Raw genomic sequence first — 14,348 nt, forward strand, 5'->3', positions numbered from 1 at the left:
CTGGCGGCGGGGACCACGGCCGCCGCCCCCAGGACGGCGGACACAGCCGTGGCCGTATCCGGTGCGGCCGTACCCATCGCGGACCAGTCCGCGCAGACAATCCCGGCTGAGTGGCCGCGAGGTATCGACATCTCGTCATGGCAACATCCCGCTGGCGCACAGATCGACTGGAACGCGGTCCGCTCGGCCGGCGTCACCTTCGCCATCGTCAAGGCGACCGAGGGCATGACCTACACCAATCCGTATTTCGCCCTCGACCGCCTGCGTGCCCTCCAGACGGGCCTGGTCGTCGGCGCGTACCACTACGCCCGGCCCGTCCTGCCGATCACGACCGCGGTCGAACAGGCCGACCGATTCCTCGCCACCACCGGTCTCACCCGGTCCAACGGTCATCTGGCCCCCATCCTCGATCTCGAGGCCGACGGAAGCCTGTCGGCCGACCAGCTCACCGCCTGGACCCGCGCCTTCCTGGAGGAGATCGAGACGAGAACCGGACGCACTCCCATCCTGTACACCTACCGGTCGTTCTGGACCGACACGATGAAGAACACCACGTCATTCTCCCGCTACCCACTGTGGTTCGCCATTTACAACGGGAGCTCGTCATCGGGTTCCCTGCCCGGCGGCTGGCAGAAGTGGGCGATGTGGCAGTTCACCTCCTCCGGGAGCGTTCCCGGCATCACCGGGAACGTCGACATGAACGCCGTCTGCTGTGGCGTCGACGCGCTGGCCGCCAGTGCCGACGGGCGGATCAGCGAGATCGACCGGCGGTACGGCTCCGACTCCCGCGTGCGCTCGGCGCTGGGGACCGCCATCCGCGACGAGGAACCCGCCGGTGGCGGCGGACGGTGGCGGCAGTTCGAGCAGGGGCTGCTCTTCTGGTCGGTGGCGACCGGCGTCCACGAGGCGCACGGTGGGATCGGCGCGAAATATCTGAACCTGGGCGGCAGCAACAGCTTCCTGGGACGGCCGACCAGCGACGAGGTGGACGCGGAGACGACAGGCAGCAGGCAGTCGGTGTTCCAGGGCGGCCGGATCTACTGGAGCGCCGCCACGGACGCCCACGAGGTCCACGGAGCGATCCTCAACCACTACCTGTCACTCGGTGGCGCCGGTTCGGACCTCGGGCTGCCGATCAGCGACGAGTACCCGGTCGGGGGAGGACACCAGAGCGCCTTCCAGTACGGCTGGCTGCGTTGGGACGCGGACTCTGGCACGGTCGCCGTCACCCGCCCGTAGGCCGTGCCTGGCCAGACCACGCCACACGGATTTTCGATCACCCGGACATGACTGCGCGCGACGGGTCTCCAGACCGGAATGTCGGGCAACCGGGCATGTCCGGGGCATGCGCAGGCATGCGCAGGCATGCGCAGGGCGCCCGGAGGGCACACGGAGGGCATGGCCATGTGGGCCAGCCGGCCGCCGGTGACGCTGTCATGCTCTTTCCGCGCCGCCGGAGACCTCGCGGCCCCGGGGCCGTCAAACCGACCCGAAAGTGACACCGAAGGTGACGCGGCCACGGCCCTTCCGCGCCRCCAGCGGCCACCGGGCCCCGGGTCGCCAGGCGTCCCGCCACGCTCCAGGGAGGATTCCATGCAACCGGCACGGTCAGCGGCACGCACCACCGGATGGCTGGTATTTGCCACGGTCATCATCTTCATCGCAGGATTTCACAACATCATCTATGGAGTTGCCGCTCTCGACAGATATACCTATCTCGTCAGTGACAGCGGTACGATCATCTACCAGGATCTGAACTTCTGGGGCTGGCTGCTGATAGCCATGGGCATCGTCGAGGTCGTCGTCGCGGCGGGCCTGCTGACGGGCCAGCGGTGGGCCCGCTGGGCGGCAATCGCGATCTGCGCGGTCAACGTGATCGCGCACCTTGCCTTCCTCGCGGTCTTCCCGGTGTGGGCAGTCATCCTCATCGCGCTCGACGTACTCGTGATCTATGYGGTGACCAGGCCTGACACACAGCCGCGCGGGTCCTACGAGCCCTACCCCGAAGCCGACCGGGTGGAGGCCCGCACAGGCCGCGGGGAATACGGCACAGGCCGCCGGGAGTACACCGAACCGTCCCGCTCCACCACGCGAGGCAGCCGGTCCGGTCCTGATACACCCACCCGCTGAACACCCGGCAGCGAACAGCGGGAACCCGCTCGACGCCGGCGTTCCAGCCCTCCCGCGGGCCGTGGAACGTCGGCGTCGAGCGTGTGCGCCCGGGCCCCGGAAAAGCCGTTCGCCCCGCGGCCGTGCGTCCCACCGGCCGCCGCTGAACCCGGAGTCCACGTCGACCGGGAACGCGTACCATCCGAAAATTTCCGGAAAAAGAAACAAAGAAATAAAGAGATTCAGAAAGAAACGAGCCCGAACGGGATGACGCCAGAAGGACGAGCCGGCAGGAGGCACCACACCGCATGGGCCGGGCCCTCATGTCCGGCTCGCGGCGACGGCAGTCCGCGGCCGACAGCGGTCAGGAACGGCGGCCACCCGCGACCGCGGCAGCCAGCAGCGGGGGTCAGAAACGGGGGTCAGGAACGGGGGCGGCGCGATATACGCGACACGAACGCCGGCAGCTGGGCGGCGGCGAACGCGTCGGCGTCCCACGTCTGGTCCAGGGCGGCCGTGACGTCACGCCAGACATAGACCGATGCCGACCGGCCGTCGACGAGTACGACACGCCGCGCCTCGTACTCGTCACCCTCGAACGCGTCGAGGACGGCCCGCTCCCGCGGGCTGAGGCCGGACAGTACGCGGCCGGCCACCAACGCCGTCGGCACGGCGGCCGGCACCAGACCCGGGTAGACCCGACCGGGCAGCGCCGCCGCCCGCCACCCGGCGACCGCTGCCGGCCGCGAGCGCGGCAGCCGGCCGAGCAGGGCCAGGGCAACCTCCGGAAAGCACAGGGTGCCGTAAACGAACAGCGACGACATGACGGCTCAGGATCCCACGGCAGACCGCCAGGGGCCCGGGCTTTCCCAGAGCCCTGCCGGAGAGCGGGCAGCCGCGAGACGCAGTGCCTGATGACGACCGCGAGGACGGCGGCGAGGCCGGGCTCGGGCGGCCCCGCGTCCCGCTCAGGCGACCGCGTCCAGTTCGGCGCGGGTGAGGACCGGGCGCAGGGTGAGGCCGAGCGCGGCGAGGCCGTCCCGGCCACCCTCCTGACGGTCGATCACGCACAGGACGTCCTCGACGAGAGCGCCCTGCTCCCGCAGCACCCGGGCGGCCTCCACGACGGCGCCACCGCTGGTCACCACGTCCTCCACCAGGACGACCCGCAGGCCCGCGACGTCACCGCCCTCGGCGGTGCGGCAGGTGCCGTACTCCTTGGCCTTCTTGCGGACGAACCGGGCCGGCAGCCCCGTGCRCTGGGACAGCAACGTGACCAGCGGAATCCCACCGAGCTCGAGGCCGGCCAGCACGTCGGTGGCCGCGGGCAGCAGCGGACGCATCGCGTCGACGACGTCGGCGAGCAGCACCGGGTCGGCCTCGAACAGGTACTTGTCGAAGTACTCCCCGCTGGTCCGGCCGGAGCGCAGCCGGAACTGCCCGGTCAGATGGGACGCGGCCCGGACGCGGGCGGCAAGCGTGCCGGTATCACCCATGCCTGCGGACTCTATCCATCCCGGCGCCGRCAGCAGGGATGGAAACTCGGCGCTCCGCGCCGGAAGAACGCCTGCCCCGGGACGACGGCCACGCCGGGACAGCGACCATGCAGGGACAGCGCAGAAATGTCGCGATAAGGATTTGATCGACTACCGAACGCCCACCTGGAGGTCAACCGTGCGCCCGTCAGGGTCCCGCAGGAGATGGCGGCCGGGCGGCAGCGGGAGATCGGCCGTATCCGCGTCCACCGTGAGGCCCAGCCGCAGCCGGCCGGTCGGCAGCCCCGACCGAGCGGGGTACAGCTCCAGCACGGTGCCGTCCGCGAGGGTCGCGGCCAGATGCTCGGGCCCCGAGCCGTGGCGTTCCCGCACCAGACACAGCCCGAGCCCACGGTAGAACTCCTCGCAGGCAGCCAGGTCAGCGGTATAGATCACCAGAAGGCTGATCGCAAACGTCGCCATCGCCGCATTTTCGGCCCGAGCGACGCCGCACGCCGGCGGCGACGGCATCGCGGCCCGCGAGCGGATCGAAGCGGCGCGCCGCCTGGAAGAGGAATGTTGATCGTGTACACGTACCGTGCCCGAGCTACCGGCAACAGCCATGATCAGTCGGGATCGGCCGCGGACAATCGGCCGCGGACACGGGAAAGGCCCCGGAGACCTCTCCAGGGCCTGGAGTACAGCACGTTCTGGGTACCGCTGGGGGTGTTGGTGGCAGGTGTTGGGTTCGAACCAACGTAGGCTGAGCCGGCGGTTTTACAGACCGCTCCCTTTGGCCACTCGGGCAACCTGCCGTTGGTGGACAGCATACGGGATGCGGCAGGCGGTTCGACGCCCCCCTCCGGCCGCGGACGCCGCCCCCGGTCGTCCGACGCCCGGACGCGCCAAGCCCGTCACGAGGCCAGYGCCGGGCCTGCGCAACGAAGCCGCGACAAAGCATGAGCAGGCCGGCTCTGACTCCCRCCGACCGCGGCCGTCCCGCCATGCTGGAGTCTGGGYAGACTCGTGTCGGATGCCTCGTGCCCGTGCCCGTGTGCCTCGTGCCCGCGCGGCACCCGGGTACGAGGATCCGTGCCGGCAACCGACACGGCCGGACAAGCAGGCGGCCTGGCAGAGCAGGCAATCTGGCAGAGCAGGCAACGGCAGACAGTGCCAGACAGTGGCAGACAACCGCAGACACCGAGGAGGCGCTTCGTCGTGGCGGACCCGTCGTTCGACATCGTGAGCAAGGTCGACCGTCAGGAGATCGACAACGCGATCAACCAGACCGCCAAGGAGGTGCGGACCCGTTTCGACTTCCGCGACACGGCCGCGTCGGCGGCGTGGTCGGGTGAGTCCATCCTGCTCACCGCGACCACCGAGGAACGGGTCAAGGCGGTGCTGGACGTCCTGCAGGAGAAGTGGGTGAAGCGCGGCATCTCGCTCAAGGCCCTGGAGCACGGCGAGCCCACGCAGTCCGGCAAGGAGCACAGGCTGGTCGTGACCGTCCAGCAGGGCATCGCCGACGACAAGGCCAAGGCGATCTCCAAGAAGATCCGGACCGACGGCCCGAAGGGGGTACAGGCCCAGATCCAGGGTGACCAGCTCCGCGTCACCGGCAAGAAGCGGGATGACCTTCAGCGGGTTATCCAGTTGCTCAAGGAGACCGACTTCGGAGTGCCGCTCCAGTTCGTCAACTACCGCTAGCCTGCTGAAACACCGGCCGGATGATCGATAGCTGAGCATATTTCGCAAATAAGGATGCACCCCGCCCGATGGGGGGTTTCGGGCGGGGTGCCGCACGGCGAGGCCTGGGGGTTTGCCTCGCCGCGAGTCCGCGGTTGCGCGCCTACGGGGTCTGGACCCTGAGGTTCCTGACYGGTAGCCCAGAGAGGTTCCGGACCTGTGGCTCAGGCCTTTTCAGAATACGACCCCTCCTCGCGCGGATTCAACGGTAAGGGTCGATCCGGGCCATCTCCTCCAGCCGCTCGATCCGGCGCTCCATCGGCGGGTGCGTGCTGAACATCTGGYCGAGGCCACCACCCCGGAACGGGTTGGCAATCATGAGCGAGGACACCGGCGCCAGCTCCGAGCTCTGCGGCAGCGGCCGGGCGGCCGCTGCGACCTGCAGTTTGCGCAGCGCGAGCGCGAGGCCCAGCGGATCACCGGTCAACGTTGCGCCGGAGGCATCGGCCTGATATTCCCGAGCCCGGCCGATCGCGAGCTGGATGACCGCCGCCGCGATCGGCCCCAGCACGATGAACAGCATGATCTCCAGGATGCCCGGACCGTCCTCGTCGTCCCCACGACCCAGCCCGAAGAGTGCCGCGAACTGCGCGAAATGCGCCAGGTAGACGATGACGCTCGCGAGCGCCCCGGCGACGGAGGCGATGAGGATGTCCCGGTTGTGGACGTGGCTGAGYTCGTGGCCCAGGACCCCGCGCAGCTCGCGGTCGTCCATGATTTCCAGGATTCCCGTGGTGCAGCAGACCGCTGCGTTGCGTGGGTTACGGCCGGTCGMGAATGCGTTGGGCGCCGCAGTCGGGCTGATGTAGAGCCGCGGCATGGGCATCCGCGCCCTGGTCGCGAGCTCGTGGACGATCGCRTACAGGCGTGGCTGCTGGATCTGGCTGACGGGRTGGGCCCGCATCGCGCGCAGGGCCAGCTTGTCCGAAAAGAAGTACGAGACGCCGTTGACGCCGAGGGCGAAAATGAGAGCGATCAGCAGGCCACGGTTCCCGAACAGGGAACCGACAAGCAGAATCACCGCGGACAGTACGCCCAGCAGGACGGCGGTCTTCAGCCCGTTGAAGTGGCGGTGGGACATGGCGTCGGTGTCCTGTCGTCTCGAGGGTTGCGTCCATAGCAACGCCCGGATCGACCAGGAGCGTTCCCGCCACACGTGGTCACCAATCGCAACACTACTCTCACCGAGAGAACAATCAAGCGCCAACGATTCACTGATTGTCCAACTGGCGACCCGAATCCATGTCCTGTGTGACCGGGCCCGGTGTGCCTGGGCTCGGTGTGCCTGGGCCCGGTGTGCCTGGGCCCGGTGCGGCGGGGCCCTGTCCGCCGGCCGCGCGGAGGACGTCGCGGATGCCGCTGGCCGGTTCGCCACCGGCCAGCCCCGCCCGCTCGAGCTGGTCCACGGTGAGGGCGGCCAGGGCCGCGTACACCGATGCCACCGCCTGGTCATGCGCCGCGAGGGCGTCCAGGTGCGCCCGCACCGTCCCGGCGTCCCCACGCCGGACCGGGCCGGTCAGCGCCGCCGGGCCACGCTCGACGGCGCCGCGCAGCGACTGCTCCAGCAGCGGCGCGACAGCGCCCGCCGGTTGGTCGACGCCGAGGGCCGCCAGTAGCTCCAGCGTGGCTGTGACCAGCGTCGCCAGGTAGTTGGCGCCCAGGACGATGGCGGCGTGGTAGGCCGTGCGGGCCCGCTCGGGCACCGGGACGACCCGGCCGCCGACAGCGGTCACCAGCGCGTTCGCGACCGACTGGGCACCCGGGTCCGCGGTCACCCCGAACCCGGCGCCCACCAGCCGGCCCGCGTCGTCGTCGGCGCCGCTCAAAGTCATGATCGGATGYACCGCCGCGCGGAACGCCCCGTGGGCGAGCACGGGGTGCAGGATGCCCGTGCCGTGCCGTCCGCTGGCGTGCGCGACGACCTGCCCGGCCCGCAGGACACCGGCGGCGGCGACGCTTCTGGCGACATCTTCGATGGCGTCGTCAGAGACTGTGAGAATAACCACATCTGACGCCTCGACCACCGATGCCGGCGTCCCGATCGACGCCGTCGGAAAGCGGAGCCGGGCCCGTTCCAGGGCCGCCGCGGAACGCGCGTGCACCGCGACCACCGGCCAGTTGGCGCCCGACAGCGCCGTCCCGAGCGCGCTGCCTGCCCGGCCGAGGCCGACGATCCCGACCCGCGGCCCCGCCGCGGTGGGCACCGGCCGGCCCGCGGGCCGCGCGGCGGTGTCGACGCCGCTGGCGGCACGGCTGCTGGCGGCACCGCTGCTGACAACATCGCCGCTGGCGGCATCCGCCTGCCCGCTCACCTGGTCATGCTCCCACCGGATACCGCGCCCGGGCGCACCGGGCCAGGGGATTCCCGTCCGCGGCACGGCCGCGCGCCCCGCTGGCCGTGGGTCCCGCGCGTGGGGCCGTAGGCCCCGTAAAAGGAGTGTATGGGGCCGTAGGCCCCATCGGGCGCCATAGGGAGTGATGCCGCGGGCGGCACGGCTGGCACGGCTCCACCAACCCCGTCGGGCCCACCTCGCCGGACACGGGGTTCGCTCACCCGCGCGTTCCCCGCGTCTCCTCACAAGCAGGTGCGACACAGGTACCGACACAGGTACCGACACAGGTACGAGGCGGTTGCCTGTTAGCATGGAGGAGACTAGTCGGCACGTCTAATCACACAATTTTTACACAAAATTTGCGGATATTCTGACAAAATTCAAATTTTTGTCATTCGTGCCAGAAAGCCGCAGATTATTTCATTGCAGACATCCCGCCAGTTGGCCGACGCGCCGCTCCCATCGGGATGTGTCATATTCATCACACGGACCTGACCCCGTCGGGACGTTGCGCCCCACGCCAATAGTCCGACCGGTACGCTCAAGTGGTACCCGAGGAGGTTACACAACGTGTCAGGCCAGGTCAGGGATCGTCAAATCCATCGACTCGACCGGGTCGTCATCCGCTTCGCGGGCGACTCGGGCGACGGGATGCAGCTCACTGGAGAACAGTTCACCAGTGAGACGGCGGCGTTCGGCAACGACTTGTCCACCCTACCGGACTTCCCGGCCGAAATTCGCGCCCCAGCCGGCACCCCGGCCGGCGTGTCAGGATTTCAGCTTCATTTTTCCGATCACGWCATTCTGACGCCCGGGGACGCCCCGAACATGCTGGTGGCGATGAACCCCGCGGCGCTGAAATCGAATCTGAAGGACCTGCCGGCCGGCGCCGACCTCGTCGTCAACACCGACGCCTTCACCAGCGCCAACCTGAAGAAGGCCGGATACTCCTCCGACCCGCTCACCGACGGCACCCTCGATGGATACCGGGTGCACCGGGTACCCCTGTCGTCGATGACCATCGACGCGGTGAACGCGTTGGAAAGCAGYACCGGCACCGTCAACAAGAAAGAGGCCGAGCGGGCGAAGAACATGTTCGCGCTCGGTCTGATGAGCTGGCTCTACCAACGGCCCACCGACGGTGTCGTCGCGTTTCTTGAGAAAAAATTCGCGAAACGCCCCGAGATYGCCGCCGCGAACATCGCGGCGCTGCGTGCCGGCTACAACTACGGTGAGACGACCGAGGCCTTCGCCGTCGTCTACGAGGTCGCCCCGGCCCGGATGAAGCCCGGCCGTTACCGCCGCGTCTCCGGGAACCTCGCGCTGTCCTACGGGCTGATCGCCGCCGCCGAGCTCACCGGGCTGCCGCTGTTCCTGGGCTCCTACCCGATCACCCCGGCCTCCGACATCCTGCACGAGCTGAGCAGGCACAAGCGGTTCGGGATACGGACCTTCCAGGCCGAGGACGAGATCGCCGGTGTCGGTGCCGCTCTCGGTGCGTCCTTCGGCGGCTCGCTCGGCGTCACCACGACGTCCGGGCCCGGCCTGGCCCTGAAGACCGAGACCATCGGCCTCGCGGTGACCCTCGAGCTCCCGCTGCTCGTCGTCGACATCCAGCGGGGCGGGCCGTCCACCGGGCTGCCCACCAAGACCGAGCAGGCCGACCTCAGCATGGCCGTACACGGCCGCAATGGCGAGGCGCCGCTGCCGGTGATCGCCCCGCGCTCCCCGGCGGACTGCTTCGACGCCGCCATCGAGGCCGCCCGGCTGGCGACGAAGTACCGCACGCCCGTCATCCTGCTCTCGGACGGCTACCTCGCCAACGGCTCGGAGCCGTGGCTGCTGCCCGACCGGGCCGACCTGCCCGACCTGCGGGTGACGTTCACGACCGGGCCGAACCACACCGGCGACAACGGCCCGGAGTTCTGGCCGTACCTTCGCGACAACGAGACGCTCGCCCGGCCGTGGGCCGTGCCCGGCACCCCCGGGCTGGAGCACCGCATCGGCGGCCTGGAGAAGGCCGACGGCTCCGGTGGGATCTCCTACGACCCGGCGAACCACGACCGCATGGTGCGCCTGCGCCAGGCGAAGATCGACGGTATCGCGCGCGACATCCCCGCCCTCGATGTGGACGACCCCTCCGGCCAGGCCCGGGTGCTCGTCCTCGGCTGGGGCTCGACCTACGGGCCGATCGCGGCCGCGTGCCGGCGGGTCCGCGCGAACGGGCTCCAGGTCGCCCACGCCCACCTGCGCCACCTGTTCCCGTTCCCCGAGAACACCGGCGACGTGGTGCGCGCCTACGACCGGATCCTCGTCCCCGAGATGAACCTCGGCCAGCTCAGGGCCATGATCCGAGCGGAGTTCCTGGTCGACGCCATCGGCTACAACCAGGTCCGTGGGCTTCCGTTCAAGGCCGCCGAACTGGCGGGTGTCCTGGAGGACGTGATCAAGCAGTGACCGTCACGACGAACCAGACCGGTATCACCAACCGGCTGCTCGACCTCATACCCGCCGCCAGCCAGCCGCAGACCCGCAAGGACTACACCTCCGACCAGGAGGTCCGCTGGTGCCCCGGCTGCGGTGACTACGCCATCCTGGCCACTGTCCAGGGCTTCCTGCCGGAACTCGGGATCGCCCGCGWGAACATCGCGTTCATCTCCGGCATCGGCTGCTCCTCGCGCTTCCCGTACTACCTGAAGACCTACGGGATGCACTCCATCCACGGCCGGGCGCCGGCCATCGCGACCGGTCTCGCGGTCTCGCGGCCGGACCTGTCGGTCTGGGTCGTCACCGGTGACGGCGACGCGCTGTCCATCGGTGGCAACCACCTGCTCCACGCGCTGCGCCGCAACGTCAACATCAAGATCCTGATGTTCAACAACCGGATCTACGGGCTGACCAAGGGCCAGTACTCGCCCACGTCAGAAGTAGGGAAGATCACGAAGTCGACTCCGTACGGCTCGCTGGACCGGCCCTACAACCCGATCTCGCTGGTGCTCGGCGCCGAGGCGTCCTTCGTGGCCCGGTCGATCGACTCCGAACGCGCGCACCTGACCTCGGTGCTGCGCGCGGCCGCCACCCACCCCGGCTCGGCCTTCGTGGAGATCTTCCAGAACTGCAACATCTTCAACGACGGGGCGTTCGACACTCTGAAGGACCGCTCGTCCAAGGACGACGCGACCCTGCGGCTGGTTCACGGCGAGCCGCTGGTGTTCGGCGTGGAGCGCGACAAGGGCATCCGCCGTGCTCCTGGCGGCGAGCTGGAGGTGTGYGCCGCGACCGACGACGGCGTGCTGGTCCACGACGCCCACGCGGCCGAGCCGGGCTTGGCGTTCGAGCTGTCCCGGCTGACGGGCGATTCGGCCGGGGTCACGCCGATCGGGGTCTTCCGGGACATCGACCTGCCCACCTACGATGAGCAGCTCAACGGCCAGATCTCCGATGCCCGGGCCCGCCAGGGCGAGGGCGACCTGATACAGCTGCTGGGCAGCGGCGACACCTGGACGGTTTCCTAGCGATCGTTCCTGGGATCGTCTCCGGTGGGTCCGCGGTCGTGTCAGACCGGGATCCACCGGGGAGCGGTCCGGCCGGTCGGCTCCTGACGACAGGCGTCGAAGGGCACCCGGCCACAGGTTCTGCGCACACTCGCCGGGCCTGGCGTGTACCGGCCGACTGGCAGAACGTAAAATCTTCTTTTTGTGTGGTTTTTGTGGTGCGATTTTTTACGTACCAGCCAGTCCTGAAAAACCTGGGCCGCCGAAGAACGCGGCTACGATTTTCACCTCCGAGGTCCCGGCCGAACCGGGCTGGCTCCCCTGAGCCACCTCGGACGTTGGACCGCTTCGGGTTGCCGGTCACCGGCAGGTCGCTCAACGGAGCAAATAACACCTTTGATGGACCGTTGTTCATATGGCGTCGAAACATCCGCGATCCGTCGGCTAGCATTGTGATCCGTTCGGCATCCCGAATCCGCTTTTCTGGATCTTCATAACAGTTGGCGGGTGGTGGGGCTCGGGGGCTACAGCTCGGGGGGCTACGGTAAGCTACCGATCCGGAGGAACAGTGCAGGACAGATCGTCCCGTTGCCGGCAGGCCCGACAGCGTTCTCCTCGTTCTCCTCGGGTATCGCTTCCCGTGGCGGGCGAGGTGAGCCGTGGGTAACCACTCCGCTGCCCGACACTCACGGAAGCAGGCAGCGGACGCCCCTCACCGGGCCGGTTCCACCCGTACGCCCGCGGCCACCGGCACGTCGAGCGACACGAAGACCGCTGTCAGCGCGACCGTCACCGACGGCCTGGGCGCAGCCGAACCCGTCAGATCACCACGGATCTTCCGGAAACGCGACGCCGGCCTGGGCGCTCGGCCGCAACCGGGCGCACCGGTGTTCCCCACGGTGTTGCCGGCACGCCCGGGAGCGATGTTCATCCCCCGCCAGCAACTGACGGGCTCCGGCGAACCGGACACGCTGAGCGGGCCGTCCCCGTTCGGCGCGGGCAGGGCACGGCCGGCTGACAGGCAGGCACGCGGCACACGTCGCGGCGCGCACCGGGATGTCCCCGTCAGACAGCCCGCAGCCGGGCAGCCCAGGCTGAGCCGCAACCGGCTGGTCGCCACCGGTACCGCTTCTCTTGCCGGGATCTCCGCCCTGCTCACCGGTATAGCCCTGGCCGGCGCCCAGGACGAACAGGTCGTCGATCTCGGGGCAGCCGCCACAGCACCATCGGTCGGGCTGGGAAGCTCACCATCGGTCCTGCAGAGGACGGCGGACAGAACTCCTCGCAGTGTGCACAGGCCGGTGGCAYGGCCGGTTGCCCCGCCACCGCAGACCGTCACCACCCCTGGCCCTGGCCTACCTGGCACAGGCTCCACCGGGCACGACTCGCTGTTGGCAGCCGGTGCTCCCAGCTCCGCTGGTGCGGATCTCCCACAGGCTGTCGCCACCTATCCCGAGTCCCCGTATCCCACGTATTCGTACTATTCCGGCGCCATCCMCGACGGGTCCGGCCTGCTGGCCGGGACGCCCGCGCCAACAGCACAGTCCGCCACCGAGCAGCCGGCCTTCCCGAGCGGGGCGGTAACAGGTCCGATCGACGTCGGCGGGAGCAGCGAACCAACTGGCCAGCCGACCACGACCACACTGCGCGGTTTCGAAACAGGTCAGACGCCGCTGGCTGGGACACCCATCCCGACAGCCACCTCGGCGGGCGTCTCCCCCACACCCGCCCCGTCGGCGGCTCTGTCCCCGACGGCGCTGCCGGCAACCACCGGGAGCAGCGCCGCGGCCAGCCAGCCGCCGGCATCCTCCGCCGCGGTAACGGGCGCCGCGGCGCCGGCTGCCCAGGCAGCCCCGCAGCCATCCTCGGCCGGGGAGAACGGGTCACTGCGCGACAAGGCCACCAAACTGATCGAGTTCTACGATCCTCCGCCGTTCTCGCCACTGAGCAGATAAAGCAGATAAAGCAGAAACGATCAGATCCCACGGAGTGGGGGCCGCAGCGCCCGCGCGGCTCCCACAACGACCATCCGGTACACCCGAGGACCGTCCGGCACGCCCGAGGAGCATCCGCTACACCCGAGGTCATCCGGGCGCGCCCGCCGCTCACACCCGACGCGTGCAGACCGCCCGGTGCGGTTCGAGTGCGGTTCAGGCACGATTGTGGACGGGTCAGCCAGTGCGGTCGATCACGTAGTCGGCGAGCGTCTCCAACGCGGTTCTGGCCGGCCCCTTCTCCAACACGGCCAGGCAGTCACGTGCCTGGCCTGCCCAGCGCGCCACCTCACGGCGGGCACGTCCCATGGCCGGATGRCCGCGCAGCAGGTCCAGCGCCTCGGCGAGCGCGCCTTCCACGGCGAAGCCGTCCTTCATCAGGCTGCGCAGCCGGGCCGCGGCGGCATCGTCATCCTCCAGCGCGTAGAGCACCGGCAGCGTGGGAATCCCCTCCCGCAGATCCGTCCCGGGTGTCTTACCGGATGCGGCCTGGTCAGAGGCGACATCGATGAGATCGTCGGAAAGCTGAAAGGCCACCCCGAAGTAGTCACCGAAAGCGGCCAGAGCATCCACGGTGATCGGATCGGCCCCGGCGAGCATCGCGCCGAGCCGGCCGGAGGTGGCGATCAGTGACGCGGTCTTCTCCCTGATCACGCGCAGGTAGTGCTCGACTGGATCCTGCCCCGGTAGCGACCCGACGGTTTCCCGGATCTGCCCCTCGCACAGGGTCGCGATCGTGCGGGCCAGGATGCGGGTGGCCTCCGGCCCCAGGTCGGCGGTGATGTCCGAGGCCCGGGCGAAGAGGAAGTCGCCGGTGAGGATCGCGATCGTGTTGGTCCAGCGGACGTTCGCCGACGCCGCTCCCCGCCGCAGCGGCGCCTCGTCCATGACGTCGTCGTGATACAGCGTCGACAGGTGGGTGAGCTCGATGGCCACCGCGGCCGGCAGCACACCGATGGCGTCCGGGTCACCGAAGTGGGCCGCGAGCAGCACGACCATCGGCCGGAAACGCTTGCCACCGGCGTCCACCAGATGCCGGGACGTCTCGGTGACGAACGGCACGTCGCTGCGAACGGCGTCGCGCAGCATCCGTTCGACCTCGTAGAGGCCGCGACGGACAGCCTGCTCCAGATCAGGGTCAGCCCTGATCCCTACAAGATCCAACCCCGTTGCGCTCATATGTAGGTTCCCTGGGGC

General features: G+C 69.3%; 12 protein-coding genes and 1 tRNA gene. 6 read left to right on the forward strand and 7 right to left on the reverse strand.

Annotated features, from left to right (window positions below):
* Window positions 1-48: 48 nt before the first annotated feature.
* Together BL254_RS08925 and BL254_RS08930 are read left to right on the forward strand one after the other, a co-directional pair.
* Window positions 49-1,239 (forward strand): GH25 family lysozyme, encoded by a 1,191-nt coding sequence (locus BL254_RS08925; protein WP_254857925.1) that lies wholly within the window; start codon window positions 49-51, stop codon window positions 1,237-1,239.
* Between the two features lie 354 nt (window positions 1,240-1,593).
* Entirely contained in the window at window positions 1,594-2,130 is a 537-nt protein-coding gene (locus BL254_RS08930) for a hypothetical protein (RefSeq protein WP_076843043.1), read from the forward strand.
* Between the two features lie 401 nt (window positions 2,131-2,531).
* Here BL254_RS08930 and BL254_RS08935 read toward each other — a convergent pair whose 3' ends face one another.
* The 4 genes from BL254_RS08935 to BL254_RS08950 form a co-directional block, all read right to left on the reverse strand.
* A complete protein-coding gene (locus BL254_RS08935) occupies window positions 2,532-2,933 on the reverse strand; it encodes a gamma-glutamylcyclotransferase family protein (protein WP_047221556.1) in 402 nt (133 codons plus the stop codon).
* A 144-nt stretch (window positions 2,934-3,077) separates the two neighbouring features.
* Window positions 3,078-3,605 (reverse strand): orotate phosphoribosyltransferase, encoded by a 528-nt coding sequence (gene pyrE, locus BL254_RS08940; RefSeq protein ID WP_076843044.1) that lies wholly within the window; start codon window positions 3,603-3,605, stop codon window positions 3,078-3,080.
* Window positions 3,606-3,755: 150 nt separating this feature from the next.
* Entirely contained in the window at window positions 3,756-4,067 is a 312-nt protein-coding gene (locus BL254_RS08945) for a guanosine polyphosphate pyrophosphohydrolase (protein ID WP_047221555.1), read from the reverse strand.
* A 247-nt stretch (window positions 4,068-4,314) separates the two neighbouring features.
* Window positions 4,315-4,399: transfer RNA gene (locus BL254_RS08950), tRNA-Tyr, on the reverse strand.
* A 403-nt stretch (window positions 4,400-4,802) separates the two neighbouring features.
* Between BL254_RS08950 and BL254_RS08955 the strand changes: the two genes are divergently transcribed.
* Window positions 4,803-5,291, forward strand: coding sequence for a YajQ family cyclic di-GMP-binding protein (locus tag BL254_RS08955; RefSeq protein ID WP_047221554.1), 489 nt, complete (start codon window positions 4,803-4,805; stop codon window positions 5,289-5,291).
* 241 nt (window positions 5,292-5,532) lie between these two features.
* Here the strand turns inward: BL254_RS08955 and htpX are convergent, their stop codons facing one another.
* Window positions 5,533-6,411, reverse strand: coding sequence for a zinc metalloprotease HtpX (gene htpX / locus BL254_RS08960; RefSeq protein WP_076843045.1), 879 nt, complete (start codon window positions 6,409-6,411; stop codon window positions 5,533-5,535).
* 130 nt (window positions 6,412-6,541) lie between these two features.
* On the reverse strand, window positions 6,542-7,642 hold the full coding sequence (locus BL254_RS08965) for a Rossmann-like and DUF2520 domain-containing protein (protein ID WP_076843046.1): 1,101 nt from the start codon (window positions 7,640-7,642) through the stop codon (window positions 6,542-6,544).
* A 591-nt stretch (window positions 7,643-8,233) separates the two neighbouring features.
* Between BL254_RS08965 and BL254_RS08970 the strand changes: the two genes are divergently transcribed.
* From BL254_RS08970 to BL254_RS08980, 3 genes are all read left to right on the forward strand, one after another.
* A complete protein-coding gene (locus BL254_RS08970; protein ID WP_076843047.1) occupies window positions 8,234-10,120 on the forward strand; it encodes a 2-oxoacid:acceptor oxidoreductase subunit alpha in 1,887 nt (628 codons plus the stop codon).
* On the forward strand, window positions 10,117-11,178 hold the full coding sequence (locus BL254_RS08975; RefSeq protein WP_076843048.1) for a 2-oxoacid:ferredoxin oxidoreductase subunit beta: 1,062 nt from the start codon (window positions 10,117-10,119) through the stop codon (window positions 11,176-11,178). Before BL254_RS08970 ends, BL254_RS08975 begins: the two co-directional genes overlap by 4 nt.
* A 638-nt stretch (window positions 11,179-11,816) precedes the next feature.
* A complete protein-coding gene (locus tag BL254_RS08980; RefSeq protein WP_076843049.1) occupies window positions 11,817-13,112 on the forward strand; it encodes a hypothetical protein in 1,296 nt (431 codons plus the stop codon).
* Between the two features lie 216 nt (window positions 13,113-13,328).
* Here BL254_RS08980 and BL254_RS08985 read toward each other — a convergent pair whose 3' ends face one another.
* Window positions 13,329-14,330: a polyprenyl synthetase family protein gene (locus BL254_RS08985; protein ID WP_047221550.1), complete on the reverse strand. Its 1,002-nt coding sequence runs from the start codon at window positions 14,328-14,330 to the stop codon at window positions 13,329-13,331.
* Window positions 14,331-14,348: the final 18 nt, after the last annotated feature.

Source organism: Protofrankia sp. BMG5.30, from assembly GCF_001983005.1.
In the GTDB taxonomy this organism is placed as follows: domain Bacteria; phylum Actinomycetota; class Actinomycetes; order Frankiales; family Frankiaceae; genus Protofrankia; species Protofrankia coriariae.